This window comes from Meridianimarinicoccus marinus, from assembly GCF_040689105.1.
In the GTDB taxonomy this organism is placed as follows: domain Bacteria; phylum Pseudomonadota; class Alphaproteobacteria; order Rhodobacterales; family Rhodobacteraceae; genus Meridianimarinicoccus; species Meridianimarinicoccus marinus.
In genome coordinates, this window is sequence record NZ_JBFBVU010000019.1 from 19,216 (window position 1) to 45,228 (window position 26,013).

General features: G+C 66.9%; 24 protein-coding genes. 5 read left to right on the top strand and 19 right to left on the bottom strand.

Annotated features, from left to right (window positions below; translation table 11 throughout):
• Positions 1-95 precede the first annotated feature (95 nt).
• Positions 96-917 carry an ABC transporter ATP-binding protein gene (locus AB0T83_RS14000; protein ID WP_366193791.1) on the bottom strand — a complete coding sequence of 274 codons (822 nt, stop codon included), beginning with the start codon at positions 915-917 and terminating at the stop codon, positions 96-98.
• Positions 914-2,887, bottom strand: coding sequence for an AMP-binding protein (locus AB0T83_RS14005; protein ID WP_366193793.1), 1,974 nt, complete (start codon positions 2,885-2,887; stop codon positions 914-916). The genes AB0T83_RS14000 and AB0T83_RS14005 overlap by 4 nt, the downstream gene beginning before the upstream one ends.
• A gap of 165 nt (positions 2,888-3,052) precedes the next feature.
• On the opposite strand from AB0T83_RS14005, the gene AB0T83_RS14010 reads away from it, so the two are divergent.
• Entirely contained in the window at positions 3,053-3,214 is a 162-nt protein-coding gene (locus AB0T83_RS14010) for a hypothetical protein (RefSeq protein WP_366193795.1), read from the top strand.
• 13 nt (positions 3,215-3,227) lie between these two features.
• On the opposite strand, the gene fdhF is transcribed toward AB0T83_RS14010, so the two are convergent.
• The 7 genes from fdhF to AB0T83_RS14045 form a co-directional block, all read right to left on the bottom strand.
• Complete coding sequence (gene fdhF, locus AB0T83_RS14015) at positions 3,228-6,002, bottom strand: formate dehydrogenase subunit alpha (RefSeq protein ID WP_366193797.1); 2,775 nt, start codon at positions 6,000-6,002, stop codon at positions 3,228-3,230.
• 108 nt (positions 6,003-6,110) lie between these two features.
• Positions 6,111-6,476 carry a DUF3775 domain-containing protein gene (locus AB0T83_RS14020; RefSeq protein WP_366193798.1) on the bottom strand — a complete coding sequence of 122 codons (366 nt, stop codon included), beginning with the start codon at positions 6,474-6,476 and terminating at the stop codon, positions 6,111-6,113.
• A 78-nt stretch (positions 6,477-6,554) separates the two neighbouring features.
• The gene (locus AB0T83_RS14025) at positions 6,555-7,298 is read right to left on the bottom strand and encodes an SDR family NAD(P)-dependent oxidoreductase (RefSeq protein ID WP_366193799.1); all 744 of its coding nucleotides are present in this window, start codon (positions 7,296-7,298) and stop codon (positions 6,555-6,557) included.
• A complete protein-coding gene (locus tag AB0T83_RS14030; protein ID WP_366193800.1) occupies positions 7,295-7,876 on the bottom strand; it encodes a DUF3833 domain-containing protein in 582 nt (193 codons plus the stop codon). The genes AB0T83_RS14025 and AB0T83_RS14030 overlap by 4 nt, the downstream gene beginning before the upstream one ends.
• Positions 7,873-9,120, bottom strand: a complete 1,248-nt coding sequence (locus AB0T83_RS14035; RefSeq protein ID WP_366193801.1) for an MFS transporter — start codon at positions 9,118-9,120, stop codon at positions 7,873-7,875. The genes AB0T83_RS14030 and AB0T83_RS14035 overlap by 4 nt, the downstream gene beginning before the upstream one ends.
• Positions 9,117-9,872, bottom strand: coding sequence for a DUF1365 domain-containing protein (locus tag AB0T83_RS14040; protein WP_366193802.1), 756 nt, complete (start codon positions 9,870-9,872; stop codon positions 9,117-9,119). The genes AB0T83_RS14035 and AB0T83_RS14040 overlap by 4 nt, the downstream gene beginning before the upstream one ends.
• Positions 9,869-11,161, bottom strand: a complete 1,293-nt coding sequence (locus tag AB0T83_RS14045; RefSeq protein WP_366193803.1) for an NAD(P)/FAD-dependent oxidoreductase — start codon at positions 11,159-11,161, stop codon at positions 9,869-9,871. Before AB0T83_RS14045 ends, AB0T83_RS14040 begins: the two co-directional genes overlap by 4 nt.
• 256 nt (positions 11,162-11,417) lie before the next feature.
• Here AB0T83_RS14045 and AB0T83_RS14050 point away from each other — a divergent pair, with 256 nt between their 5' ends.
• Genes AB0T83_RS14050 through AB0T83_RS14060 form a run of 3 tightly spaced genes read left to right on the top strand, consistent with a single transcriptional unit; the run spans position 11,418 to position 13,553 of the window.
• Entirely contained in the window at positions 11,418-11,924 is a 507-nt protein-coding gene (locus AB0T83_RS14050) for a sigma-70 family RNA polymerase sigma factor (protein ID WP_366193805.1), read from the top strand.
• 9 nt (positions 11,925-11,933) lie between these two features.
• Positions 11,934-12,575, top strand: coding sequence for a ChrR family anti-sigma-E factor (locus tag AB0T83_RS14055; protein WP_366193806.1), 642 nt, complete (start codon positions 11,934-11,936; stop codon positions 12,573-12,575).
• A gap of 42 nt (positions 12,576-12,617) precedes the next feature.
• Entirely contained in the window at positions 12,618-13,553 is a 936-nt protein-coding gene (locus AB0T83_RS14060) for an AEC family transporter (RefSeq protein WP_366193807.1), read from the top strand.
• Positions 13,554-13,556: 3 nt separating this feature from the next.
• Here the strand turns inward: AB0T83_RS14060 and AB0T83_RS14065 are convergent, their stop codons facing one another.
• The 9 genes from AB0T83_RS14065 to AB0T83_RS14105 all read right to left on the bottom strand — a co-directional run bounded on the left by AB0T83_RS14065 (position 13,557) and on the right by AB0T83_RS14105 (position 25,191).
• Entirely contained in the window at positions 13,557-14,747 is a 1,191-nt protein-coding gene (locus AB0T83_RS14065; RefSeq protein WP_366193808.1) for a DNA recombination protein RmuC, read from the bottom strand.
• A complete protein-coding gene (gene mutL, locus AB0T83_RS14070) occupies positions 14,747-16,621 on the bottom strand; it encodes a DNA mismatch repair endonuclease MutL (RefSeq protein WP_366193810.1) in 1,875 nt (624 codons plus the stop codon). The genes AB0T83_RS14065 and mutL overlap by 1 nt, the downstream gene beginning before the upstream one ends.
• Positions 16,622-16,663: 42 nt before the next feature.
• Positions 16,664-17,977 (bottom strand): M16 family metallopeptidase, encoded by a 1,314-nt coding sequence (locus AB0T83_RS14075; protein WP_366193811.1) that lies wholly within the window; start codon positions 17,975-17,977, stop codon positions 16,664-16,666.
• The gene (locus AB0T83_RS14080) at positions 17,974-19,335 is read right to left on the bottom strand and encodes a M16 family metallopeptidase (RefSeq protein WP_366193812.1); all 1,362 of its coding nucleotides are present in this window, start codon (positions 19,333-19,335) and stop codon (positions 17,974-17,976) included. Before AB0T83_RS14080 ends, AB0T83_RS14075 begins: the two co-directional genes overlap by 4 nt.
• 79 nt (positions 19,336-19,414) lie before the next feature.
• Complete coding sequence (locus AB0T83_RS14085) at positions 19,415-19,939, bottom strand: DUF3035 domain-containing protein (protein WP_366193813.1); 525 nt, start codon at positions 19,937-19,939, stop codon at positions 19,415-19,417.
• A 58-nt stretch (positions 19,940-19,997) separates the two neighbouring features.
• Positions 19,998-20,465: a signal peptidase II gene (gene lspA / locus AB0T83_RS14090; protein ID WP_366193814.1), complete on the bottom strand. Its 468-nt coding sequence runs from the start codon at positions 20,463-20,465 to the stop codon at positions 19,998-20,000.
• Positions 20,466-20,469: 4 nt separating this feature from the next.
• On the bottom strand, positions 20,470-22,059 hold the full coding sequence (gene purH, locus AB0T83_RS14095) for a bifunctional phosphoribosylaminoimidazolecarboxamide formyltransferase/IMP cyclohydrolase (RefSeq protein ID WP_366193815.1): 1,590 nt from the start codon (positions 22,057-22,059) through the stop codon (positions 20,470-20,472).
• Between the two features lie 13 nt (positions 22,060-22,072).
• Positions 22,073-23,812, bottom strand: coding sequence for a heparinase II/III family protein (locus AB0T83_RS14100; RefSeq protein ID WP_366193816.1), 1,740 nt, complete (start codon positions 23,810-23,812; stop codon positions 22,073-22,075).
• Positions 23,813-23,886: 74 nt separating this feature from the next.
• Positions 23,887-25,191, bottom strand: coding sequence for an RsmB/NOP family class I SAM-dependent RNA methyltransferase (locus AB0T83_RS14105; RefSeq protein ID WP_366193817.1), 1,305 nt, complete (start codon positions 25,189-25,191; stop codon positions 23,887-23,889).
• A gap of 77 nt (positions 25,192-25,268) precedes the next feature.
• On the opposite strand from AB0T83_RS14105, the gene AB0T83_RS14110 reads away from it, so the two are divergent.
• A complete protein-coding gene (locus tag AB0T83_RS14110) occupies positions 25,269-25,448 on the top strand; it encodes a DUF1674 domain-containing protein (RefSeq protein WP_366193818.1) in 180 nt (59 codons plus the stop codon).
• 158 nt (positions 25,449-25,606) lie between these two features.
• On the opposite strand, the gene AB0T83_RS14115 is transcribed toward AB0T83_RS14110, so the two are convergent.
• Positions 25,607-25,969 carry a dihydrodipicolinate reductase gene (locus AB0T83_RS14115; protein WP_366193819.1) on the bottom strand — a complete coding sequence of 121 codons (363 nt, stop codon included), beginning with the start codon at positions 25,967-25,969 and terminating at the stop codon, positions 25,607-25,609.
• Between the last annotated feature and the right edge of the window lie 44 nt (positions 25,970-26,013).

Genomic DNA, 26,013 nt, shown 5'->3' on the forward strand with positions numbered 1-26,013 from the left:
GGCCTCCATTCGCGGGGATGTCCAAGTGTTTCGGTCGCAATACACCGGCCAGACAGTTTCCAGACGGTTTCCAACGGACGGTCGGAGGGCAGATCTCAGTCATGCGCCACCCCCAGATAGGCATCGATGACCTCTTTGCTGGCGCGCACCTCGTCGGGGGTGCCGTCGCCGATCTTCTTGCCGTAATCCATCACCACCACCCGGTCGGACAGGTCCATGACCACGCCCATGTCATGTTCGATCAGGGCGATGGTGGTGCCGTATTCGTCGTTCACATCCAGAATGAAGCGGCACATGTCCTCCTTCTCCTCGACGTTCATGCCCGCCATGGGCTCGTCCAGCAGCAGGATCCTCGGCTCGGCGGCCAGTGCACGGGCCAGTTCGACGCGTTTCTTCAGGCCATAGGGCAGGCGGCCCACCGGCGTCTTGCGGATGTGCTCGATCTCGAGAAAATCAATGATTTCCTCGACCTTGCGGCGGTTGGCGACCTCTTCACGCTCGGCCTTGCCCCACCAGATCGCCTGCTCCAGAAGTCCCGTTTTCATATGGGTCAACCGGCCGGTCATGATGTTGTCCAGCACCGACATGCCGTCAAACAGCGCGATGTTCTGGAAGGTGCGGGCGATGCCCTGACGCGCCACCTGATAGGGGCGCATCGGCGGGCGCTTCTTGCCGTGGAACAGCACCTCGCCCTCCTGCGGATTGTAGAACCCGCTGATCACATTGAGCATCGACGACTTGCCGGCGCCGTTCGGCCCGATGATGGCGCGGATCTCGCCCTCGCGGATGTCAAAGCTGATGTCCTTGATCGCGATCACACCACCGAACCGCAGGGTGATGTTGCGCATCTCCATCAGCACACCACCGATGGTGCGGCCGTCCGGGGTGACAAAGCTTTCGTCGGGAAAGGCGGTCATTCGGCGGCCATCCTGTTTTCTGTCGGCTGGACCTTGGCGTCGCGCAGTTCCAGCGTCGCGCTGATCGCGCCCTTGCGCCCATCCTCATAGGTCACTTCGGTGACGGTCGAGACCTTTTCGGAGCCGTCATAAAGCCCCGCGATCAGATCGGCGAATTTCTCTTCGATGATGCGGCGGCGCACCTTGCGGGTCCGGGTCAACTCGCCATCGTCGGCGTCCAACTCCTTGTGCAGAACCAGGAATCTGTGGATCTGGCAGCCCGACAGCATGGGATCGTTGGCCAGGCTCGCGTTGACCTCCTCCACGTGCGACTGGATCGTGTCCAGCACCTTGGGATGGCCCGCGAGTTCCTGATAGGAGCCATAGGCGATGTTGTTGCGCTCGGCCCAGTTGCCGACGGCGGTCAGGTCAATGTTGATGAAGGCGGTGCAGCGGTCGCGGCCATTGCCGAAGACCACCACTTCCAGAATGTCGGGATAGAACTTCAGCTTGTTCTCGACGTATTTCGGCGCGAACAGACGGCCATCGGCCATCTCGCCTACGTCCTTGGCGCGGTCGATGATGCGCAGATGCCCGGACTCCGGGTCGATGAAACCCGCATCCCCCGTGGCCACCCAGCCTTCGGCATCCTTGGTCGAGGCGGTGCTCTCCGGATTGCGGTAGTATTCGACGAAAACACCGGGCGAGCGGTAATACACCTCGCGCGTGGCCTCGTCGATGCGCAGTTCCACCCCCGGTGTGGGCGTGCCCACGGTATCCGAGAACACCTCGCCGTCGCGCTGCTGGGTGATGAAGACCGAGGCCTCGGTCTGCCCATAAAGCTGCTTCAGGTTGATCCCCAGCGAGCGGTAGAAGTCGAAAATCTCCGGCCCGATGGCCTCCCCCGCCGTATAGCCGACACGCACCCGCGACAGGCCCAGCGTGTTCTTCAGCGGCCCGTAGACAAGGATCTCGCCCAACCGATAGGCCAGACGATCGCCGCCCGAAACGGGCTTGCCGTCCAGAATCGCCGGGCCCACGCGGTGGGCCACGGCCATGTACTTCTTGAACAGCCAGCGCTTGAAACGGCCCGCATCCTCCATCCGGATCATCACCGAGGTCAGCTTGGCCTCGAACACCCGCGGCGGGGCAAAATAATAGGTCGGCCCGATCTCGCGCATGTCGGTCATCATCGTGTCCGCGCTTTCGGGACAGTTCACGCAGAAGCCGCACCACATGGCCTGCCCGACCGAGAAGATGAAATCCCCGACCCAGGCCATGGGCAGATAGGCAAGGATTTCTTCGGACTGGCGCAGATGATCGAATTCGGCTGAATTCTTGGCGGTTTCGATGATGTTGCGGTTCGACAGAACCACGCCCTTGGGCCGCCCGGTCGTGCCCGATGTATACAGCATCACGCAGGTGTCGTCATAGCCCAAGGCGTCCGAGCGGCGCTTGATCTCGGGCCGCAGCTCGTCCCGGGCAGCGCGGCCCTTGTCCTGCAACTCGGTATAGGCGGTCAGATGCTGGTGGTCGTATTTCCGCAGACCGCGCGGGTCCAGATAGATGATGTGGTCGAGATGTTGCAGGCTGTCCTTCACATCCACCATCTTGTCGACCTGTTCCTGGTCGCCGGCGACGACGAAACGGGCCTCGCAATGCTCCAGAACGAAGGCGATCTCTTCGCCCACCGCATCCTGATACAGCGGCACCGGCACAGCACCCACCATCTGCGCCGAGATCATCGCCCAGTACAGCGCCGGGCGGTTGCGGCCGATGATGGCGATCTTGTCGCCGGGCTGCGCGCCAAGGGTCATGAACCCCAGCGCCAGCGCCTCGATCTCGGCGGCGGCCTCGGCCCAGGTCCAGGCCTGCCAGATCCCGAGATCCTTCTCCCGATAGGCCGGGCGATCCCCATAAAGGGCCGCGTTGCGGGCCAGAATGCGCGGAATGGACGCCAGTTCCCCGGCGGCCTGGGCAGTTGATGCCAAAGTTTATCCCTCCCTTATCCCGGTCTGTGCCGGGTTGACTGCCCGGCTGACGGCCCAGGTTCTGACCCCATAATCGCGGCTCAGCGCGAGAGGTCAAATCATTTTTTGAACGTTCGTTTATTTAATTTGCGACACGGGCGCGCAGGGACATGCTAATCATGGAATATGGATACGATTGCGATGACCTATTACGCGGTGATCTGTGCCGCGCTCAGCCTTCTGTCCCCGGCCATCGGCGGGGTGATTCCCCGCGTTGTGGCCGGTGTGGTGGTGGGCATGGCCGCTGCTGCGGGCTTGCCGACAGTCAAGGCAATGCTGGGCCTGTGACCGCAACGGGCGGCTATTGCGCCGCCAGCGTTTCGGCCTTTTCCACCCGCACCGCCGCATATTTGAACTCGGGGATCTTGCCGTAGGGATCCAGCGCCGGGTTGGTCAGGATGTTGGCGGCGGCTTCCACATAGGCAAACGGCAGAAACACCATATCCGGGCTGACCGCACGATCGGCCCGCGCCATCACGGTGACACTGCCCCGGCGCGTGGTCAGCCGCACCAACCCGCCGGGGTCCACCCCCAGTTTGCGCAGGGTTGACGGGTGCAGCGAGCAATTGGCCTCGGGCTCCACCGCATCCAGCACCGTCGCCCGGCGGGTCATCGAGCCGGTGTGCCAGTGCTCCAACTGCCGCCCGGTGGTCAGCACCATCGGGAACTCCGCATCCGGGGCTTCGGCCGGGGCGACGATGTCGGCGGGTGTGAACCGCGCCCGGCCCCCGGCGCGCGGGAAGCCGTCGCCAAAGACCACCGCCTGTCCCGGATCCTCGGGCGACAGGCTGGGATAGGTCACCGCCCCCTCATCCTCCAACCGGTCCCAGGTGATGTTGTCGAGACTCTTCATGCCGCGTTTCATCTCGGCAAAGACCTCGGACACATCGGTATAGGCCCAGTCCAGCCCCAGCCGCCGCGCCAGCGCCATGGTGATTTCCCAGTCGGGCCGTGCGTCGCCCGGCGGGGTCACGGCGGCGCGGCCCATCTGCACTTGCCGGTTGGTGTTGGTGACGGTGCCGTCTTTCTCATAGAAGGCGGCGGCGGGCAGGATCACATCGGCGTAATTGGCGGTTTCGGTCAGAAAGATGTCCTGCACAACCAGATGCTCCAGCCTGGCCAGCGCGTCGCGGGCGTGTTCCACATCCGGGTCGGACATGGCGGGGTTTTCCCCAAGGATATACATGCCCCGCACCTCGCCCGCGTGAACGGCATCCAGGATCTCGGTCACCGTCAGGCCCTTCTCGGCGGAAAAATCGCCCGATGCCCAGATCTCGGAAAACGCCGCACGCACCCCGTCATCCGTAACCGGCTGATAGTCGGGCAGGAACATCGGGATCAGCCCCGCGTCCGATGCGCCCTGCACGTTGTTCTGTCCGCGCAGCGGATGCAGACCGGTGCCGGGCCGGCCCACCTGCCCGCACATCAGCGCCAGCGAGATCAGGCAGCGCGAATTGTCGGTGCCGTGGATGTGCTGCGACACTCCCATGCCCCAAAAGATCATTGCCGCCCGCGCCCCGGCAAACTCCCGCGCGACCTGCCGCAGGGTTTCGGCGGGGATGCCGCAATGCGGCTCCATCGCCTCGGGGGAGAAGGCCTTCAGATGCGCTTTCTCGGCCTCCCAGTTCTCGGTGTAGGCCGCGATGTACTGGCGGTCGTAGAGCTCCTCCTCGACGATCACATGCATGATGGCGTTCAGCATCGACACATCGGCGCCGGGCTTGAATTGCAGCATGTGGGTCGCGAAACGGCGCAGGCCGACGCCGCGCGGATCCATGACGATTAGCTTGCCGCCGCGCTTGGCGAACTGCTTGAAATAGGTCGCCGCTACGGGATGGTTCTCGACCGGGTTGGCGCCGATGACAATGGCCACATCCGCGTGTTCAATCTGGTTGAAGGTGGCCGTCACCGCGCCCGAACCGACGTTTTCCATCAGCGCCGCCACCGAGGAGGCATGGCACAGCCGGGTGCAATGATCGACGTTGTTGTGCCCGAAGCCCTGCCGGATCAGCTTCTGGAACAGATAGGCTTCCTCGTTGCTGCATTTGGCCGAGCCGAAGCCGGCAACGCGGCGCCCCGTGTCGTCGCGCAGCCGCGCCAGCCCACCAGCGGCGGCGTCCAGTGCTTCGTCCCAGGTTGCCTCGCAGAAATGGGTCAGCAGGTTGCCGGGATCGACGTTCAGCCCCTTGGGCGGGGCGTCGTCGCGGCGGATCAGCGGCCTGGTCAGCCGGTGAGGATGGTGGATATAGTCGAAGCCGAAGCGGCCCTTCACGCAAAGCCGCCCCTCGTTGGCCGGTCCGTTGATCCCGTCGACGCGCACCACCTTGTCGCCCTTGACCTTCAGCGAGACCTGACAGCCCACACCGCAGAACGGGCAGATCGAGGCGACCTCGGCGTCGATGTCCCGGCTGTCGCCGCGCTGTGCCGTATCCAGCACGGCGGCGGGCATCAGCGCCCCGGTGGGGCAGGCCTGCACGCATTCGCCGCAAGCCACGCAGGTCGAGGCGCCCATCGGATCGGACATGTCGAACACCGGATAGGCATCCGCGCCCCGGCCCGCCATCCCGATCACATCGTTGACCTGCACCTCGCGGCAGGCCCGCACGCAAAGCCCGCACTGGATGCAGGCATCCAGATTGACCGCCATGGCGACATGGCTGTCGTCCAGCAGCGGGATGCGGTCGGCGCGTTTGGGCGGGAAGCGGCTGGCTTCGACCCGCACGGCATCGGCCATGGCCAGAAGATGCGATCCGGCGTCATGGGCGGCATCGCGGGGCGGTTGGTCGGCGGCCAGAAGCTCCATCACCATGCGGCGGGCCTGCGCCTCGCGCGGCGCAGCGGTGGTGACCACCATGCCCTCGGTCGGGGTACGGATGCAGGAGGCCGCCAGCGCCCGCTCGCCCTCAATCGCCACCATGCAGGCCCGGCAGTTGCCATCCGGGCGATACCCCGGCGCAGGCTTGTGGCACAGATGCAGCAGGGTTGTGCCCTGGCGCCGGGCGACCTCCCACAGGGTTTCCCCGTCGCGGGCCTCGACCTCGGTGCCGTCAAGCGTAAAGCGAATGGTGCCGGTCATGCTGTGCCTCTTGCCGTCGTCGGACACAGTCTAGGCGCAACGCCCCGGACTCAGAAACCCGAAGCGACACCGCGCGCGTGTTTTCCGCCAATCCACCGGGCTGTGGGCCTACATCAGATCCTGTTCGGCGTCGCTGGGATCGATGCCCAGGGCCTCAAGCCCGCTTTCCAGATAGTCGGCCAGCAGGTCGGTGCCCACCAGATAGGCCGCCGTGGTAGAGGGGTCTTCCTGGCTGGCCGTTTCATAGGCTTCGTCATATTCATCGGCGCTGAAACTGTCGCGCCCGACCCATGCGACGGCCACAAGGTTATATTTCTCATCCTCGGTCAGCGCGTCGATGAAGGCGCGCAATTCGGCTTCGGCCGGACCCGAGTGTCCAGCCAGACCGTCGTGCGCGCCGACGGCGGTGGTTTCCCCCATTTCCCGCGCCAGGAGGATGACCTGGGCGATCGTATCCGCATGAATTTCTGGCATTGGTCCCTCCGCGGTTGCTCTGCAGGCTTGGGCCAGATCAAGGCCGTGGTCCTTGATCCAGCGCAAGTAGACAATGGATCACGTCTTGGCGGCAAACAACCGTTTGTAAAGCCCGTCGGGCAGAAACCGGCTGAGGCGGAACACCAGCGAGAACCCCGAAGGGAAATTGGCCGAGAAGCGCTTCCTGCCCATATGGCGCAGCATCCGCGCTGCGGCGTCCTCGGGCTCCATCCGGAAGGGCATGTGAAACTGGTTCTTGTCGGTCAGCCGGGTACGGATGAAGCCGGGGTTCATCAGTTGCACCGCGATGCCGGTCCGGGCCAGATCCAGATACAGGCTTTCGGCCAGAGACATCACCGCCGCCTTGGACGGGCCATATCCAATGGCGCCGGGCAAGCCACGATAGGCCGACAGCGACGACGTCAGCACGATGTGGCCGTCGTCCCGGTCCAGAAACTGCGGCAGCACCGCCCCCACCACGCGCAGCGCGCCAGTATAATTGGTGTCGGTCATGGTCAACGCCCGATCAGTGTCCCAGTCGGTGGCCGCCATCGGCCAATAGGTGGCCGCCAGATAGACCAGCCCGTCGATCTTGCCGACCTCGGCCATGGCCTGGGCCACCGAACCCGCATCGGTCACATCCATCGGCACCGTGCGGGCCGGACCGGGCAGGCTGTCGGCCAGTTCGACCAGCACGTCCTTGCTGCGGGCGCTCAGCACCAGCTCGGCGCCCTCGGCGCTCATCCGTTGCGCCAGCGCCTTGCCCAGCCCGTCAGACGCGCCCACCAGCCAATAGCGTTTTCCGGTCCAGTCGCGGGTCATTCGGCGGCAGTGCGCTGCGCATCGATCCCGGGCCGCATGGTGGCCACCAGTTCGGCCACCTTGATGCCGAACTTGCGGAACTGGCTGCGATTGATGAGCGCACCGTTCTCGGCCAGATACATCCAGTCGATCACGTCCAGCACATGGCCCCCGGCGGACTCGGGCAGGCGGATACGGTACTTCAGGCAGACGGTTGCGCCGGACTGGCGACCCGTGGCCTCGCCCAGGATATCGGGGGCCGTGCCGGAGATGCTGCCATCGTTCCCAAGCGTCAGGTGCCATTCCCGCTCTTGCCGGCTGCCATTGTCATAGCGGAAGGATTCGCGCAGCACGCCGCTGCGTCCGGTCCAGTCGCCCTGCATGTCGGCGACAAAGCGCGACGTCACCCGCCCGGCGGGGCCATAGATGACGCCGTCGCACAGGATCGGCCCCTGCAGGGCTTGCCGGATGTCCAATTGAGGCAGGGTGCCGGCGTAGTCCTTGGGTGTCTGGGCGCGGAACGACCACAGGCTCTGCACCAGAACAAAGGCGGCCAGCGCCAGGATCATCCCGGCCAGAAGAAATACCAGATCGGTCATGATCGGACCTCGTCGATTGGGGTCGCGGCCAGCAGGACCAGCGCGACGAGTTTCAGAACACAGGGCAGCAGCCCGTAGGCAAGAGTCAGCGTCCACAGCGCGGCGGCGTCATTTTCGACCCCCGACCGGAAGCCCGCCACATCCAGCAGCGGCAGCAGCACCACCGCGGCCAGCGCCAGGCAAAGCTTCGTCACCAGCGCCCACAGGCCGAAGCCCTGCCCGCCATTGGGGGCGATGGTGGCCATCCGGCGCGCGAACAGCGCCGGCAGCAGGGTCAGATCGGCGCCGATGCTGGCCCCGGACAGCACGCAGATCGCGGCAAACAATGCCAAATCGCCTGCCGCCAGTGTCAGGGTTCCCGCGAAGGATACGATGGCCAGCGCCATGGCCAGCTGCAAGGCGCGGCGCGCGCCCCAAAGGCCGGCCAGCCAGCTCCAGCCAGGGGCCGAAGCGGCGGCGGAGAGGAAGAACAGCACCAGCAGTGGCCCTTCCCACCCTGGCGCGGCAAGACGGCTTTCCACGTAGAACAGGAACAAGGTCGAGGTGACCGCCAGCGGCGCGGCGTTGACCAGCGCCAACAGCAGCAGGCGGCGGGCGGGGTGATCGTCAAGAATGCGGCGCAGCGGCACCGGGGTACTTTCAACTCCGGCCTGCGACTCCCACATCGGCGCCATGGCCAGCGCGGCCAGCGCCACCACCGCGACAAACCCCCAGGCGAAGACGGCATAGGGGGCCGCGACCACTCCGGTCAGCAAGCTGGGTGCAACCGCAGCGGTACAGACCCCTGCCAGCGCACCGCTTTCGCGCCACGCGGCCAGTTGCACATGCCCGCCGGGCAGCGTTTCGGCCCGGCGCACGCCCTGAGCGTAGAACCCGATGGTCAGGAAACTGAAGGCCGAGAACAGCCCGGTGACGGTCAGCGCGAACCACAGCAGCGGCGGCAAGGGCGGCGCCACCGCGAACAGCCCCAGCATCGACAGCGCCAGCACAAAAGCGCCCGCCGCCATCGCCACGCCCCGCCGCGCGCCCAGACGCTCGGACACCCAGCCAAGCGCGGGATCCTGCACCACGTCCAGCAGCCGCAGCCCGAACAGGACCGCCGCCAGCGCCGACAGGCTGGTGCCGTAGGTGTCGGCAAAGAATTTGGGCGCGTAGATATAGATCGGCAGCCCCGCCCCCGACAGCATGGCACCATACAGCGCCCAGGGCAGCAGGCGCGGGGTTGCGGCGACGGCGGTGTTCATCGCGAGACCTCGTCGGCTGGCGGCTCGGGGCGCACGTGCCAGCGCGCGCCCTTCCACCACAGCACCAGCGCCTGCCAGTGGATCAGCCCCAGCACCCGTCGCGAGCCCAATGGCCGCCGCAGCGCTGCCCACAGGATCGCCCGATTGGTCAGCCGCCGCCGCCGTCCGGTCAGCGTGGCCAGCAGCTGGGTGTCGCCATGGCAGTAGTCGATCCAGATGCCCAGCCGATCGTCGCGGATGTCGAAGCGGAAGCGGTAGTCGCCCGCGACCGGCTGAAACGGCGAGACATGGAAGATCTTCTGCGCCGACAGTCGTTCATGCCGGGTGATCGGGCGCTGATCGGGGTGGTGACACAGATAGGAATGGCGGTCGCCGTAGGTGTTGGTGACCTCGGCGATCACCGCGCGCAGGCTGCCGTCGCGCCCGTGGCACAGCCAGAAGCTGACCGGGTTGAACACATGGCCCAGCACGCGCGGCTGCGCCAGCAGCAGGATGTCGCCATCGGCCTTGTCCAGCTGATGGGCCTGCAGAACCTCGCGCACCCAGGCCACACCGCGCCCCTCGCCCGGTGCACCGCCATGGTCGCGGTCGTGCAGCGCGGTCAGGTTGCGGCGATTGCGCGAAAACAGCGCCGGGCCCTGCGCCTGTTCGGGATCCAGCAGGCAATAGTCCACGCTGTAGCGAAAGGCGTTTTCCACCTTTCCCTTGCGGCCATGAAAGGTCTGGCCGGATATGTGATCCACATGCCTCATTCCGCCGCGATCTGCAGCGGCGTCTGCAGCCCCGCGACCACGTCCAGCGCCGAGGCCAGCCCGTCTTCATGGAAGCCGTTGCGCATCCAGGCGCCGCAGAACCACGTGCGGTTCTGACCGTTGCGCGCCTTCAACACCTGCTGCGCGGCCAGCGCGCCCACATCGTAGACCGGATGGTGGAAGGTGGTGGTGTCGTGGATGGTCTCGTCGCGGATCTCGCGCACGGGGTTCAGGGTGACGAACAGCGGATCGTGCTTGGGGATCGGCTGCAGCGCGTTCATCCAGTAGCTGAGCGAAATGCGGTCGGGGCGCGCACCCGCGGCCTCGGTATAGTTCCAAGCGGCCCAGCAGCGTTTGCGCCGGGGCATCAGGCGGGCATCGGAATGCAGCACCGCCGTGTTGGGCTGATAGCGGATGGCCGACAGCGCGGCCTGTTCCTGCGGATCGGCATCCTGCAACAGCTTCAGCGAAATGTCGGAATGGGTGGCCAGAACGACCTCGTCGAAGTCCTCCCACCCCTGACCCTCGGTCGCGACCTGCACGCCAAAGGCGGTCCGGGTGACGCCGGTGACCCTGGTGCCGGTGCGGATATCGACGCCGCGCGCGGTCATGCTGGCGTGCAACCGTCGCACATATTCCACAGACCCGCCGCGCACCGTGTACCACTGGTGCTGTCCGGTCGCGGACAGCAGCGCATGGTTGCGGAAGAAGCGCACCAGCGCCGCCGCCGGAAACTCCAGAATGCCATGGGTCGGCGTCGACCAGATCGCCCCCGAGAACGGCAGGATGTAATAGTCGCGGAACCACGCGCCGGTGCCCAACTTGCCCAGAAGCCCGGCGATGGTCATCTCCTCGCCCTCGACCAGCGCCTCGGCCTGCGAATTGAACCGGGCGATATCGCGCAGGAAGCCCCAGAACCGGGGATCGGCGATGTTCCGGCGCTGCCCGAACACGCTGTCGAGCGAGTTGAGCGCATATTCGAACCGGCCGCCATCCACCGAGGTTGCGAAGGTCATCTGCGCCTTGGCGGTGGGCACGTCCAACTCGTCGAACAGGGCCCGCAGATTGGGATAGGTGGCGTGGTTGAAGACGATGAACCCGGTGTCCACCGGCTGATCGTCGCGCTTGCCCGCCAGCACCGTGCGCGCGTGGCCGCCCAGCCGGGGTTCGGCCTCGATCAGGGTAACCAGATGATCGGCTGCCAAAGCGTGCGCCGCGCCCATGCCCGAAATCCCCCCCCCGATGACAGCGATGCGTTTGGCAGCTTGGGGAAGGCGATCATAGGGCATTGGCGAAACTCCGAAATCAGAAGGAACTTGCCCCTTAGTACGCGCCCCGGTCGCCACTGGATGAAAAACCGCGCACTGAAACGGAAAATAAGTGATCCGACCCGAAGGCTGGCGCGTCTAACGAACAGATGTTCTTGCTTGCAGGCCGGATATGTCGCTAGACGATATGACCACCATATCGAACGGGGCATGGCGAACCTGTCGTGAGAGCAGCTTGATTGAAGACGACCGACCGGACACGCAATGGGTCGACTGTATGGCGCGCATCCGAAGCGCGCAGGACCAGACGGCCTTTGTCGCGTTGTTCCGACATTTTGCCCCGCGCGTGAAGGGGTTCCTGATCAAGTCCGGCGCCAGCGACAGTCTGGCCGAGGAAGTGACTCAAGAGGTGATGGCAACCGTGTGGCAGAAGGCGCATCAATACGACGAGACCCGCGCCAGCGTGGCCACCTGGATCTTCACGATCGCGCGGAACCGCAAGATCGACCTGCTGCGCAAGCTCAACCGGCCCGAGCCGGAAGACCTGCCATGGGCGCCCGAGCCGGAACCGGAACAGTCCGAGGTCCTTGTCATCCAGCAGGAAAGCGCCCGTCTGACCACGGCCCTTGCCGCCCTGCCCGAGAAACAGCGCCTTCTGGTCGAACGCGCCTATTTCGGCGACCTGTCCCACAGCGAGATCGCTGCGGAAACCGGTTTGCCACTGGGCACGATCAAGTCGCGCATTAGATTGGCGTTGGAGAAGCTGCGCCACGAGATGAGGTAACCCAGGCCCATGGTTCAACACCATATTCCAGACAAGTTCCTGATGGCATATTCGGCAGGTGTCCTGCCCGAAGCCTTCAGCCTTGCCGTGGCCAGTCACGTGTCGCTGGACGACGACAGCCGGGCGCGGCTTGAAACTTTTGACGCCGTGGGCGGTGCCGTTCTGGACACTACGCCGGCAGCGACCATCTCGGACGATTGCCTGGCCGCCACGCTGGCCCTGATCGGCGGAAAGATGCCCGACGCCCTGCCCCCGCCCCCCCGACCCGACAGCCTGTTTCCGGCCCCGCTGCAGGACTATATCGGCGGCGATCTGGACGCGGTGAAATGGCGCGGAGTCGGCATGGGGGTCAAACAGGCGATCCTTGAAACCGCTGACGAGGCCACGGCGCGACTGCTATATATCCCCTCGGGCACGGCGGTGCCGGATCACGGTCACAACGGGATCGAATTGACCCTTGTCCTGCAGGGCGCCTATCGCGACGAGGGCGGCGAGTTTCATCGCGGCGACATCGAGGTCGCCGATGAATCCGACGAACACACGCCCATCGCCTTCGGGCCGCAGCCCTGTATCTGCCTTGCGGTGACCGACGCCAAGCTGCGCTTCACCTCGCTGCTGCCGCGACTGGCGCAGCCCTTCCTGCGGATCTGAAGCCCCCTTGCACGGCTGCGTCTTCGGGCGTAGCCCGGACGCATGCTGACCATTGCCCTTGCCATCGCGCCGATCTTTGCCCTGCTGGTGTTGGGCAATGTCCTGCGCCGCAAGGGCATTCCCAGCTTCGAGTTCTGGACCCTGAACGACAAGCTCGTCTACTGGGTGCTGATGCCGGCGCTGCTGTTTCACCAGACGTCGACCGCGCATCTGGATCCGGCCATGGTCGGCCCCTATGCGGTCGTAATCCTGGGCGGGTTCTTCATCGCGGTGATCTATGGGCTGCTGGCGGCACGGGCCGCGAAGCTGCCCGGCCCGGTGGCCAGTTCGCTTCTGCAAGGCGCATCGCGCCACAACACCTTCATCGCGCTGGCGGCATCCGAGCAGTTGCTGGGGGCCGAAGGGCTGGCATTGGCCGCGCTGGCCTCGGCCATGTACATCCCGGTGACCAGTTTTGTCATCGTGCCCTGCATGGTGGCGCTGCACGCCGACCGATCCGAGTCGGGCCTGTGGCGCCGGATCCTGCGCGATCTGGCCACCAATCCACTGATCCTGTCGGTTCTGGCGGGGCTTCTGGCCAATGCCACGGGGCAGACGGCGGTGCCGGTGCTGCACGAAACTTCTCGTATCCTGGGGTCAGCCGCGTTGCCGATCATGCTGCTCAGCGTCGGGGCCAGCCTGAAGGCGCGCCAGCTGACCGCCGCCGTGCCGCTGACCCTGTTGTCGGCGGGGAGCAAATTCCTGCTGTTCCCGGCGGTGGTGGTGGGCCTGTCGCTGCTGGTGGGGCTGACCCAGACGCAGATGACCGTGGCGCTGATCTATGCGGCGGTGCCGACGGCGACCTCGTCCTACACGCTGGCGCGGCAGATGGGCGGCGACAGTGCGGTGATGGCCGCGATCATGAGCCTGCAGACGGCCATGTCCTTCGTCACCATTCCGGTGACGCTCAGCCTCGTGGCGCGATTTCTGGGCGGCTGAGGCTCAGGAGCGGATCACCGCCAGAGGCTCCGCGTCCGGTTTCGGCGCCGCCTCGGGGGCGGCGACCTCCTCGAAGTCGAAAGCATCCATGCGCTGCGCCCGGCGGCTGGCCTTTTCCGCCGAGATCTTGATGTCGGCAACATCCTTGGCGGCCTGTCCGAAGTGGCGATCCAGATTGCCGACGCGGCTGCTCAGCCGTTCCACATCCTTGTGCAGCAGGGCCAGTTCCTTGCGGATCACCCCGGCCTGTTCGCGCATCCGCACGTCCTTCAGCACCGCGCGCAGAGTGTTCAGCGTGGCCATGCAGGTGGTGGGCGAGACCAGCCAGACCCGCGCGTCGAAGCCTTCGCGCACGACCTCGGGAAACCGGGCGTGCAATTCGGAATAGACCGCTTCGGACGGCACGAACATCAGCGCACCCTCGGCGGTCTCGCCCTCGATGATATAGCGCTCGGCAATGGCCTTGATGTGGCCCCGGACGGCGGTCTTGAATTTGCGCGCGGCAGCGGTTTTTGCATGGTCGCTGTCGGCATTGACCAGGTCTTCATAGTCGCCCAGCGGAAACTTGCTGTCGATCACCAGCGGCCCCGGCGGGTTCGGCAGGTGGATCACGCAATCGGCGCGCTTGCCGTTGGACAGGGTCACCTGAAAGCCGTGACTGTCGGCGGGCAGGGCCTTGGTGACGATGTCGTGCAGCTGGATCTCGCCGAAAGCCCCGCGCGCCTGCTTGTTGGACAGGATGTCCTGCAGGCCCAGCACGTCGCCGGACAGTTTCTCGATATTGCTTTGCGCCTTGTCGATGGTCTCCAGCCGCTGCTGCAACTCGCCCAGCGACCGGGCGGTGCGGGTGGCGGTGCCGTGCAGCGTGTCGCCCATGGACTTGGTGACTTCCTCCAGCCGTCGCTCGACCGTGGACAGGGTCACCACCTGCGCCCGCGCCTGCGCCTCGGCCACATGGCTGAGGCCGCCCGAAAGCTGCTGCTGGGCCTGCGAGATCCCCTCGACCCGGCGCCCCATGGCTGAAATCTCGCGCAGCGCCTCCGGCATCATCCGGGCAGTGCGCCCCGCCGCGCGCAGGGCGGCAAGGATCAGCAGCAGGAACAAGACCAGCACCGCCGCGCTGGCCAGCGCCAGCATCGCCATCGGGTCCGCCAGAAGCTCCGGCAGGGAGTGCGGAAGGTCCAATGCAGGCATCAGCTGCGCCCGAACAGCCGTTCCAGATCGGCCAGCTTGAGTTCCACATAGGTCGGGCGGCCATGGTTGCATTGGCCCGAATGCGGCGTCGCCTCCATCTCGCGCAGCAGAGCGTTCATTTCGTCGGCCTGCATCCGCCGCCCGGCCCGTACCGAGCCGTGACAGGCCATCCGCGACAGCACCGCGTCGATACGGGCGGTGATATTGCCGGTCTCCACCGCGCCGCCTTCGCGCAATTCATCCAGCAGGTCGCGCAACAGCGCCTCGGCGTTGACCGGACCCAGCAGCGCCGGGGTGGCGCGCACCGCAACGGCACCGGGGCCGAAGGGCTCAAGGCTCAAGCCCAGACCGTCCAGCGCCTCGGCCTCGGCCAGCAGGGTGGCGGCATCGTCGGGGCCGAGCTCCACGATCTCGGGGATCAGTAGGGCCTGCGAAGCGACGCCGCGGTGCGCGCGCTGGGTTTTCAGCCGCTCGTAGACCAGTCGTTCATGGGCGGCGTGCTGATCCACCAGCACCATGCCGGTGGCGGTCTGCGCCACGATATAGGTCTCGTGCAATTGCGCCCGCGCCGCGCCCAGATAGCCGATAGCGGGGGCTTCCCCGCCATCCGCGTGGTCGGGCGTAGGCTCCGCTTCCACCCGTGCCGAGGGCGCCTCGGCAAAGCCGAAGCCGTCCACGGCCGCCTGCGGCGCCTGGGCCTGGTACGCCATCTGCCGCGCGGCGGGGGCGGAACGGTCCATCTGATAGAGCCGCGCCGGACCCGCCGCCCCGGTCTCTTGGCGGAACGCCCCCAGCGTCGCACCCGCCACGGTGCTCGAGGCCCGATGCCCGGCCTCGGCCAGACAATGACGCAGCCCCGACACGATCAACCCGCGCACCAGCCCCGGATCGCGGAACCGCACCTCGGCCTTGGCCGGGTGCACGTTCACATCCACCCGCATCGGATCGCAGGACACGAACAGCGCCGCCGCCGGATAACGATCGCGGCTCAGCAGGTCCGAATACCCGGCCCGCAGCGCCCCGGTCAGCAGCTTGTCGCGCACCGGGCGGCCATTGACGAACAGGTATTGCGCCACCGCAGCCCCCCGCGAATAGGTGGGCAGCGCCGCGAAGCCCGACAGGTGGTGGCCTTCGCGCTCGGCCAAGATCGGCACCGCGTTTTCAGCAAACTCCTTGCCGATCAGCCGCGACAACCGGCCCAGCAACGCCTCGGCCCCCTCGCCCGCTTCCGGGTCGGCGCGCAGCACCACGCGCCCGTCGCCGCCGCCCGACAGGTCGCGCACCACGAACCCCACCTGCGGCGCGGCCATGGCCAGCCGCCGCAGCGTGTCCAGCAGCGCCTGGGTTTCGGCCCGGTCCGAGCGCAGGAATTTCAGCCGCGCCGGGGTCGCATGGAACAGATCGCGCAATTCGACCCGCGTGCCGCTGCGCAGGGCCGCGGGCCGCACCGGCCCCGGCGCCCCGCCGCGCACCGAGATTTCGGCGGCGTCTTCCGTGCCGTGACGCGAGGTGACGGTCAGCCGCGCCACAGCCCCCAGCGAGGCCAGCGCCTCGCCCCGGAAGCCAAAGGAATGGATGTTCAGCAGGTCGGAGCCGTCGATCTTCGACGTCGCATGTCGGCTCAGCGCCAGCGGCAGATCTTCGGCCCGGATGCCGTGGCCGTCGTCGCTGACCCGCAACAGGGTCTTGCCGCCGTCGGCATAGGCGACCTCGATCCGCCGCGCGCCCGCATCCAGCGCGTTCTCGACCAACTCCTTGGCCGCCGAGGCCGGACGTTCCACCACCTCACCAGCGGCGATGCGGTTGATCGCCGCCTCGTCCAATGGGGCAATCCGGGGCGATTCACGCGGTATATTGGGCAATGCAAGCTCCATACCACAATCTGTAGCATGGAGCCCGACGATTCTGCCAGCCGCTCAGTTGCCGGCTTCCAACCCCTCGGGCTGGCCCACCACAAGGAAGGTCAACGCCTGGGGATCAAGCAATTCACCCGCCACACGGCGCACGTCCTCCACCGTGACGGCGGCCATCCGGTCGTTGCGGGAGGCGATATAGTCGATGGGCAAGCCACCGGCCTGCATCCCCACCATGATCCCCGCAATGGCGGCGTTGCCGTCGAACCGCAGCGGGTAGCCGCCGATCAGGAAGGTCTTGGCTTTCGCCACCTCTTCTTCGGTCGGTCCTTCGGTGGCCATGCGCTCCCATTCCGCCCGCACCACATCGATGGTTTCGGCGGCGCGTGCATTGGCGGTCGAGGCGCGGCCGATCAGCAGGTCGGCCTGATCCTTGCCCAGAAGGTAGGAATAGATGCCGTAGGTCAGCCCGCGCTTCTCGCGCACCTCGGTCATCAGGCGGGCCTCGAAGCCGCTGCCACCCAGGATCTGGTTGGCGATATAGGCCGCGAAATAATCCGGGTGGTCACGATCCAGCCCCGGCTGGGCAAAGGTGATCACCGATTGCGGGGTGTCGAAAGGCACCACCTGCACGCCGCCGGGGAAGTTCGGCGCAACCGGCGGCGGCAGGGCCGCCCCGGTTTCCGGCAGCCGGGCCATCAGGGCATCGACCACTTGCGCCAGTTTCTCGGGCGAGATGTCGCCCGCCGCGCCAATATAGACCCGGTCCTGCGCCAACGCGCCCTTGTGGGCGGCCAGCAGATCGTCCCGCGTCAGGGCCGCGACGGTGTCGATCGTGCCTTCCCCCGGCGTGCCATAGGGATGGTCGCCGAATGTCATCTCGGAAAAGGCGGTCGAGGCGACGGTGTCGGGATCCTCGGCATCGCCGCGCAGTCCCACCAGCACCTGCGCCCGCACGCGTTCCACGGCATCTCCGTCGAACCGCGGGGCAGCCAGCGCGTCGGCCAGAAGCGCCATCGCCTCATCCGTGGTGTCGCTCAGGAACCGGGCCGAGACCGACACGTAGTCGTCGCTGGCATCAAAGCCGAAACTGGCCGCCAGATCGTCGCGCGCCTGGGCAAAGCCCAGGGCATCCAGATCGCCCGCGCCTTCCTCAAGAATCGCGGTCATCAGATAGGTCGCGCCCCGCTTGCCCGGCTGATCCAGCGAGGTGCCGCCCTTGAACAGGATCTCCAGCGACACCGCCGGGATGGCCGGTTCCTCGACCAGCCAAACGGTGAACCCCGCCGGCGTGGTGACCTCGGTGATCTCGACGCTGGCGTGCAACGGCAGCGCGGCCCCGATCCACAGGGCTACAGCAGCGACTAGGCGTTTCATTGGCTTACCTCCACAAGGTCCGCCGGATCCGCCGGCGCGCGCAACCAGCCCGTGACCGAGCCCTCGGGCACCAGCACCGCGCGTCCGGCGGCCAGGATATCCTCGGCGGTGACGGACTGGATCACCTCCGGCCAGGCCTCCACATCGGCCAGCGTCAGCCCCGAGGTCAGCGCCGCCCCGATCTGCTGTGCCCGGCCCTTCACGTTGTCCTTGGCATAGATCGCATCCGCCGCGTACTGCCGTTTCAGCCGCGCCAACTGTTCGGCATCGACGCCGCCATCCAGAAAGGCCGCAATTTCTTCATCCAACGCCGCTTCGGCGTCTTCCAGCGTCACCCCGTCCGCCGGGACAAGGGTGATGGAAAAGCTCGACGCGTCCAGCGAGGTTGGCTGGTAGTAGGCGGCTGTATAGACCGCCTGCTGGCTGCCGAATTGCAGCGCCTGCCCAAGATGCGAGGTCGCCGGGGTGCCCCCCAGCAGATCGGCCAGCAAAAGCAAAGCCGCCGCCGTGTCCTGATCGCCGCTGTCGCGCTCGGGCGCCAGATAGGTGCGGGTCAGATAGGGCTGTGCGATGCGCGGATCCTCAAACACCATGCGCCGGGCGGCCAGATGCGGCGGCTCGGTCACGCGCTCCCGCGGGGCCAGCTCCGGGTTCGGCGGGATCGGGCCGTAGTATGCCTCGGCCAGGTCACGCACACGCTCGGGTGTGACATCGCCGGCCACCACCAGAACCGCGTTGTTCGGGACGTAATGCTCTCCATAAAACTCCAGCGCCGCCTCGGCCCCCAGGGCCGCCACCTCGTGCCGCCAGCCGATGATCGGCCGCCCGTAGGGGTGATTCAGGTACAGCGCCGCGCGCGCCTGTTCGCGGTACAGCGCAGCCGGGTTGGAATCGATGCGCTGGTTGCGCTCCTCCAGCACCACGCTGACCTCGGGCGCGGTCTGCTCCTCGGTCAGGCGCAGGTTCGACATGCGGTCAGCCTCCATCTCCATCATCTGCGGCAGCAAGTCGGCGGCCACGCGCTGGAAATAGGCAGTGTAGTCCCACGAGGTAAACGCGTTCTCGGAGCCGCCATTGGCCTGCACGATGCCCGAGAATTCACCCGGTTCGCGGGTCTCGGTGCCCTTGAACATCAGGTGTTCCAGCAGATGCGCGACACCGGAAGTGCCGGGCGTTTCATCCGCCGCGCCGACCTTGTACCAGATCATGTGCACCACGGCGGGCGAGCGGTGATCCTCGACAACGACCACCTCCATACCGTTGTCCAGCGTGAAACTGGTCACGTCCTCGGCGGCCGCCACGGGCAGGGCGACAGCACAGGCCAATGCGATCGACATGTTGCGTAGGGTAGAAATCATGACGCCTCCTGTCAGGGTTTCCAAACAGATACGCCATGGCGCGCGCGGTACAAGCCACCACGCGAGGATGTGAGCAGGATCAGCGCGGTTTCAGCTCGGCCGGCGGTGCCGACGGGGTTTCGACACCCATCCGGCGGAATCGCGCGATCTCGGCCTGCTGATCCAGCGACATGCTGCTGTAGGCGTCGTAATAGACGTTTACGTTGAACCAGCGCTCCAGCAAGCGGCCATCGTTGTCCCGGCGGAACTTCAGGTCCTCGTCGGCCAGTGTCTTGCGGATGGTGGGATCGGTGCCATAGCGCCCGGCATAGCGCACCAGCCCGCCGTCCGAGGCGGGGATGCCGCCGCGTTTCAACGCACTGGCCGACCCGCCAAGCGCCACCACCGCATCCTCGAAGGGCGTGGGATCGGCGCGGTTCTGTGCGCCCAAAATCGGGGCTGGCAGGGCTTTGGGATCGGGTGGTGTCTCCAGCGGGCGCGCCGGCGCCACCAGAAATTCGTCCGGGCCGGTGCGGCTGGCGGCGAAATTCATCAGGTCCGGGTTGTCGCTGCCGCAGGCGGACAGAACGACAAGGGCAAGCAGGCTCAGGCGCAGGGGCGTCACTTGGACAAACTCTCCGATCTCGGGTCGGCCCCTTCTCTAGCGCAGCTTTGGGGCCGCGTCACGGGGTGTTTGCCGGGCGCGCCCACAGAACCAGCGCCGCGGCGCCAGTAAACACCGCCACATCGGCCAGATTGAAGGCAAAGGGGTTGTTGATCCCGCAGCACGACATGTTCAGGAAGTCGGCCACCGCGCCGAACCGTAGCCGGTCCACCACATTGCCAAGCGCCCCGCCCACCAGCGCGCCGGCGGCCCAAAGCACCCGGCGCTGCCCGTCGGCGCGGGCAAAGCGGATCACCCAGGCGCAGATCGCCAGCGCCAGCGCGATCAGGATCCAGCGCGCCGCGCCGGGCGCCCCGGAGAACAGGCCGAAATTGATGCCCTCGTTCCAGCCCATCACAAAACGCAAGTAAGGCGGGGCCACGTCAATCACCAGACGGTCCTTCAGGTTCAGACCCCAGACCACCGCCCATTTCGACGCCTGGTCCAGGATCAGCACCAGCAGCGCCGCGCTCCACAGCCCCCGCATCGGCTCAGTGCCGGAAATGGCGCATGCCGGTGAAGACCATCGCCAGCCCGGCCTCATCTGCCGCCGCGATGACCTCGTCGTCGCGCATCGAGCCGCCGGGCTGGATGATCGCCGTGGCGCCCGCCTCGGCGGCGGTGATCAGCCCGTCGGCAAAGGGGAAGAACGCGTCCGACGCTACAACCGAACCCTGCGTCAGCGGTGCGTCCAGCCCCATCGCCTCGGCCATGTCCTGCGCCTTGCGCGCGGCGATCCGGGTGCTGTCCACGCGGCTCATCTGCCCCGCACCCACACCGACCGTCGCGCCATCCTTGACATAGATGATGGCGTTGGACTTCACGTGCTTGGCCACCTTCCAGGCAAAAAGCAGATCCGCCAGCTCGGCCTCCGACGGTGCCCGCTTGGTGACCACCTTCAGATCGTCGCGCGAAATCCGCCCGATGTCCTTGTCCTGCACCAGCATCCCGCCCGCGACCTGCCGATAGGTCTGCGCCGCCACCGTCAGATCCGGCAGCCCGCCAGTGGTGAGCAGCCGCAGGTTCTTTTTCTTGGAAAAAATACTCATCGCCGCGTCATCCGCCGCCGGTGCGATCACCACTTCGGTGAAGATCTCGGTGATGGCTTCGGCGGTCGGCCCGTCGATCGGCTGGTTCAGCGCGATGATGCCCCCGAAGGCCGAGGTGCGGTCGCAGTCGAAAGCGCGCCCATAGGCTTCGGCCAGCGTCGCACCACGCGCCACGCCGCAAGGGTTGGCGTGCTTGATGATGGCGCATGCAGGCCCCTCGGCCGGATCGAATTCCGCCACCAGTTCGAACGCCGCATCCGTGTCGTTGATGTTGTTATAGGACAGTTCCTTGCCCTGATGCTGGCGCGCCGTTGCGACGCCGGGGCGGCTGGAGCCATCGGTATAGAAGGCCGCCGCCTGATGCGGGTTCTCACCATAGCGCAGGGTCTGGGCCAGCGTCCCGGCAAAGGCCCGGCGGCGCGGCGCGGTTTCGCCCAGGGCATCGGCCATCCAGCTCGACACGGCAGCATCATAGGCGGCGGTGCGGGCATAGGCGGTCTGGGCCAGCTTCTGGCGGAACACATAGGTGGTCTCGCCATCCTGGGCTTCCATTTCGGCCAGCAGGGCGTCGTAATCCTGCGGATCGACCACCACCGACACGAAGACATGGTTCTTGGCCGCCGCGCGGATCATTGCCGGGCCGCCGATGTCGATATTCTCGATACAGGTGTCGTAATCCGCCCCGGCGGCCACCGTGGCCTCGAAGGGATAAAGGTTGACCACCAGCAGGTCGATAGGGTCGATGCCGTGGCTCTCCATCGCCTCCAGATGCGCATCGTTGTCGCGCAGGGCCAGCAGGCCGCCGTGCACGCGCGGGTGCAGTGTCTTGACGCGCCCGTCCATCATCTCGGGAAAGCCGGTGACCTCGGCCACATCTGTAACCTCCAGCCCGGCGTCACGCAGCGCCTTGGCGGTACCGCCGGTGGACAGCAGCTTGACCCCCTTCGCGTTCAGGGCGGTGGCGAACTCCACCAGACCGGTCTTGTCGGAAACGGATAGCAGCGCAGAGCGCAGCGGCGCGCGGTCGGTCATTGTCTTGGTCCTTTCAGGCCGGGCCCGGTACAGGGTCGTCCAGCAGCCCGTCGCGCGGGTTCTCGCGCAGAAAATCGGGCATGTCGCCCTCTTTCTCAAGCCGCCATCGGATCGTCGTGGCAAAGTCGCGCGCCCGCCCCTCCAGAACGATCTGTCGGCTCGCACGCGGTTCGGCGCGGGTGTTGTCCAGATACACGCTGGCGTCAAGACGCAAGGACAGCGCGCCCTCGACGCGGAAGCACCAGCGTTCCCCCGACGGCAACGCCAGATGCACCGGACCGGTGCCGTCCTCCTGCTGGGCGGTCACCTCCGGGTGCAGGTGAAAGCGCAGGGCAAAGGGCACCCCGCGCCCGTCATGGGCGCCGGAAAACCGCCGCTTCTCGGTCTCGGTGACCGCGCTCAGCAGATCCTCGCCGCGCAGCACCCCGCCCGACAGGTCGAGGTCCAGCCGCCGCACATGAATCAGACCATAGCCTGGGGCATAGCCGTTGTGGGCGGCCACCACATGCGTATCTGGCGTGTCGCCATGCAATTCGACTTCCACATCTTCCGGCAGTTCCGTGCTGCGCCGCGCCGCCCGCCCCAAAGGCTCCAGCGGACAGGAAGACTGCCCGTCCACGATCAGCGTGCTGTGCGAGGCGCTCTGTCGGGCAGCACTGTGCCATTCCACCCCGAACCCGGCGCCCGAGCCGCAATTGACAATCAGGCGACGGCGGCCCGAGGTCATCTCGAACCCCAGCGCCCCGGCATGGGGATCGGCGCCGGGCACCGCCAGCGGCGGCGGCGCCACATCGGCCACGACAATGCTGCGCCCGCGCACCAGCCGCACATAGCCCATGGGCATCGCCGGGCCTGCGCCGCGTGCGCCCTGCACCACCGACATCGCCGCATCCAGCGTCACCGCGCATCCGGCACTGCCGCCCTGAAACCGTGCCAGCCCGCCGGTGCCCAGCCGCACCCCGCGCACCACAGGCGCCAGTCGCGCCAGCGCGCCGGCATGTTCCGGCCCGGGTGACAATTCCGCCAGGTCCAACGCCCGCGCGGCCATGGCCAGCGCCACGAAAAGATCGGCCAGTTCCTCGGGGTTGCGGGTCGGAATGCCGCCCTTGGTGTCGATCAGCTTTGCGCACAGCGGCTCCAACGCCGCCTTTGCCTTGGCCTGCAGCGCCTCGGACTGAGTCAGGCAGGCCCCCGCGGTCAGAAGGCGTGTCCAGGTCAGCAGGCCGTCGAAGCCGCCCGGCACCTGCCGCAACCGCCGCTGCACGAACCGCTGGTGGCGCGCGACCGTTCGCTCCAGAACCGCCAGCGGCACGGCGTCCGTCCCGGTGCTCAGCCACGTCATGTAGCGCAGCAGCCGGTCCAGCCGTTCCGCCGCGATCACCACGTGCCAGCCCGGCCCATGCCCCTTGCCGAAGCGGTTCAGCCAGATCTGCACCCATTGGCAGGCCACGCGCTGTGCTTGCGGTGCCGAGAGCGCCGCCAGATCGTCCAGCCAGCGGAACGCCTGCCGCCCCTGCTCACGCAGCGGGTCGTCGCAGTGAATGTCCCAGATGGGCTCGCCAGGGCGGGGGCTGGGTTCGCCAAGGCCGAAATGCCCGGCCAGCAGGGCCTCGCCCCGCGCGGCATGGCCAAAGACCGCCCAGGCCGGATCGGCGCGCAGCGCCAGACGGCGGTGCATCGGCCCGCTCAGCCGGGCATGCAGCCGGTCGATCCCGGTCACGCGATAGGCTTTGCCCCCGGCCAGTCCCGCCATGAAAACCCCGTTCGTTTCAATGCGCCCGCCGGACCATAGGCAGGCGCGCGCGCCCTGTCATCGCCCAATTGGCCTCACGCCTCCGGACGCAGAAGCGTGATGAAGAACCCGTCCATGCCCCCGCGTTCGGCCCAGTAGTCCGGCCGCAGGCGCAACCCCAACGGCCCCAGCCAGCCCGGCTCAAGTCCCGGCAGGGCGTTCAAGCCGTCGTGATCGACCCGCAGGCCCGGTGTGCGTTCCAGCAGCCCAGCGATCTGATCCTCGCCCTCCTCGGGCAGCAGCGAACAGGTGCAATAGACCAGCCGCCCGCCGGGTTTCACCCAGGCCAGCGCCCGGTCAAGCATCTGCCGCTGCAAATCCGCCAGCCCCCGGATGTCCGACGATTGCTTGACGAAGGGCAGGTCGGGATGGCGGCGGATCGTGCCGGTGGCCGAACAGGGCGCATCCAGCAGCACGGCGTCATAGGCCCCGCCCTCCCAGGCCAGCGCATCGGCCACCACGACCTCGGCCCCAAGCCCGGTACGGCGCAGGTTGTCATGCAGGCGGCGCAACCGCGATTCGGAGGCATCCAGCGCCGTGACCGACGCACCGGCGGCGGCCAGTTGCAGGGTCTTGCCGCCGGGGGCTGCGCAAAGATCCAGCACCGTTTCGCCCGGCTTCGCGGCCAGCAATCGCGCCGGCAGCGCCGCCGCCGCATCCTGCACCCAGAAGGCACCCGTATCATACCCCGGCAAACCCGAGACCTGACGCGAGCCCTTAAGCCGCACCGACCCCGTAGGCTGAAGATCGCCGCCAAGCGTCTCGGCCAGCGCTGCGGCCTCGCGCGCCGTCAGATCCAGCGGTGCCCCGACCGCATGTGCCACCTCGATCGCGGCAGTCACCTTGCCGCCATAGGCCGATTGCAGCCGCCCCCGCAGCCAGTTCGGCAGCCGTTGTGCCTGCTGCCGCGCCCAGATCTCCGGCCCGTCTTCGGCCACCCGGCGCAACACCGCGTTGACCAGGCCCTTCAGCCGCGCCGTCGCCGGATCGCTGCCCGCCAGGCTGACCGCCGAATCCACCACCCCATGCGCCGCCGCGCCCAGGTGGCACAATTCAACCACCGACAGCCGCAGCAGGTTCCGCGCCGCTGGCGGTGGGGGTTTGCGCACGAAGGGCTTCAGAACCGCATCGGTCGGTCCCAGGTGCCGCAGGGTCTCGCTCGCCAGACGTTGCGCGCGCGCCCGGTCGTCGGGCGCCAGTCCGGCCAGCGGTCCGCCTTCGGCATCCACCGCCGCGGCCAGCAACTGGCCCTCTTCCAGAACCGCCACCAGCAGGCCCACGGCCGCCTTGCGGGCCGCCTGACCGCCCGGTGCGGCACTCTTTCGGTCTTCCTGTGCCATCCCCTGCGCCCTCCGGCCCCCTTGAGCGTTGCGACGTCTGGCGTATATCAGGCACAGGTCAGCCACAAGGACGCCCCATGAGCCATCCCGATCCAGACACCCTGCCCGAGGCCGCAAAACGCGCCCTGCAGGAAGCCGAAGAGCGCCGCAAGCAGGCCCGACAGGCCGAACTTCCCACGGAACTGGGCGGGCGCGACGGCCCGGAACCGGTGCGCTACGGCGACTGGGAGAAGAAGGGCATCGCCATCGATTTCTGACGGCGGGCAGCATCGGGCCTTTGTCCATGCCCGGAACGTCTTGCGCCCTGGTCAGCCCGGGCGCCACTCATTCGCGCCTGAAATGCCCCCTCGGATCATGTCCCAAGCGGCCCTCACTTTTTCTTGTCCAAAATACTCCCGCCGGAGGCACAAAAGTCCTAGCGCAACGTCAGGCTCGCCGAAGGCCCCTCGCCCCGGTCCGAGGTGAACTTCAAGGCCCGTCCGTTCAGGGCAACCTCCTGACAGTTGAACCCCAGGTCGCGCTCACCCCAGACAAGATCGCGGCAGAAATAGCCGTTCTGCCACTCCCAGGCCCCCGAGACTTGCTTGCCAAAGGCCGAACCGCGGATGTTGCCGCCCGGCGTCACGGTCAATTCGATCCCCAGGCGGGTCAATTGCCGGCCCGCGACCATCTCGGCGAAGGTGCGCTTGTCAGTGATCCGGGAAAAATCCGCCACGGCGGCGGTGGCAACAAGGCTGACACTTACCCCGGCGATCCAGGCGAAGACACGATATGGCATGGCACGCTCCCTGCTTTATAGGGATACGCGACAGACCCGTGGCT